1 protein-coding gene is annotated in these 1,792 nt (G+C 48.5%); it reads left to right on the forward strand.

Annotated features, from left to right (window positions below):
- Window positions 1-117 precede the first annotated feature (117 nt).
- Complete coding sequence (locus EKC99_RS15240) at window positions 118-1,401, forward strand: IS110 family RNA-guided transposase (RefSeq protein WP_075039805.1); 1,284 nt, start codon at window positions 118-120, stop codon at window positions 1,399-1,401.
- Window positions 1,402-1,792 lie beyond the last annotated feature (391 nt).

Genomic DNA, 1,792 nt, shown 5'->3' on the forward strand with positions numbered 1-1,792 from the left:
TAGGAGCATTCCTGTTAGAAAGGTTTTCGGGGGACTTGAAAGAAAAAAGCCCTCTTGGTATGATGCAGGGGTGTCAATGGAAAGTTGACCCTATCATCAGACCGAGGAGGACTTAATATGAATTATACACAAAATCGCAAAATTGAACAAGTCACCGATCAAACATTAGTAATTGGAATGGATATTGCCAAGCAAAAGCATTTTGCAGCGATGGTGGACGTACGGGGAAGGGAGCTGAAGAAGCGGTTTCCAGTGCTCCAGTCAAGAGCCGGATTCGAGCAGTTTTATGCGTTGATCCAAGAGGCGATGAGGGAATTTGGCAAAACGGAAGTGATCGTCGGAATCGAACCGACCGGACATTACTGGTTGAATCTCGCCTATTTCCTCGAGGAAAAAGGGATCCCGTTGGTGATGGTTAACCCGATGCATGTCAAACGGTCGAAAGAACTGGACGACAACTTGCCAACGAAGCACGATGCCAAAGACGCCCTCGTCATCGCAAGACTGGTCAAAGACGGACGTTTTAGCTATCCACGCATTCTTCACGAGGTGGAAGCGGAATTGCGGGCAGGAAGCACGTTTCGAGAGTCGCTGGTTAAGGAACGGAATGCCGTCCACAATCAAATGATTCGCTGGCTGGATCGGTACTTTCCTGAGTTTGTGCAGGTGTTTCCGTCGTTCGGAAAAATCGCGTTGGCTGTCTTAGAAAACACGCCATTTCCGATGGACATCGCCGATCAGACGGTCGAAGGGCTCATGGAGCGATATCGTCAAAGCGAAGGACTCCAATGTCCGCAAAAACCGAAAATTCAAAAGCTGGTAGAGGTCTCTCGCCATTCGATTGGGATCACACAAGGACAACAGATGGCCCGTATCGAAATCGCCATGTTGGTTCGCCGATATCGCCAATTGGAACAAGAGATCGCAGCGTTGACGGAAGAGTTAACGGCTCTTGCCCAAACAACGGTGGAGTATGAATGGCTTCAAACGATTCCAGGGCTAGGAGATGCGACGATTGTGGAATTGTTGTCGGAAATCGGGAGTTTTTCTCAGTATCAAGATCCGCGGCAGCTGATCAAATTAGCGGGCTTGACGTTGAAAGAAAACTCCTCGGGGCAACACAAGGGGCAAAAACGAATCTCGAAGCGAGGACGGAGACGGCTACGCGCCCTTCTCTTTCGGGCGATGATGCCACTCATTCGCCATAACAAGGCGTTCCGAGCCTTGCACGAGTATTATACGACACGTCCCGTCAACCCGTTGCGTAAGAAACAATCCATCGTCGTGTTATGTGGCAAGCTATTGAAAATTCTATACGCGGTTTGTGTGAAGCAACAAGCATTTGATGAGGAACGAATGATGCAAGATATTTTCACCTCCACTCAAGCACAGGCAGCCTAGAGCCGCCTCCTTTGACAAGGGAAACTGTCTAAACAACCAGATGACACGGAGAAGCTGGCACGATTTTCACCATTCGACCTCGAGTCCCTATAGGAGCTTAGCCGGCCTCTGCCTGGTGAAGAGACCGAACGAAGGAATGTTGGCACACGGATGCCCAGAGACATGGGAGGGTTCGTCCTCATCAGCTATGCAGAGATCCAAGGTGCATCGCATACACATCCCCCCACTGGTATGAAAAAATACAAAAATAACCAGTGGTCGCGAAGCGCACCCATGGACTGTTAGATATCAACAAAAATGAAAAAGTATGTGATGAATTTTGTCGAAAAATATTTTTTTGGCACCCCTAAGATGCCAAGAAACCTTGATATATCAACATTTCTAGAGGGAG

Origin of the sequence: Anoxybacillus sp. MB8 (assembly GCF_011006755.1) — a bacterium.
GTDB lineage: Bacteria > Bacillota > Bacilli > Bacillales > Anoxybacillaceae > Anoxybacillus > Anoxybacillus gonensis.

Coding starts and splice junctions, on each gene's coding strand:
- EKC99_RS15240 (WP_075039805.1), top strand. CDS start 118: ATGAATTATACACAAAATCGCAAAATTGAACAAGTCACCGATCAAACA.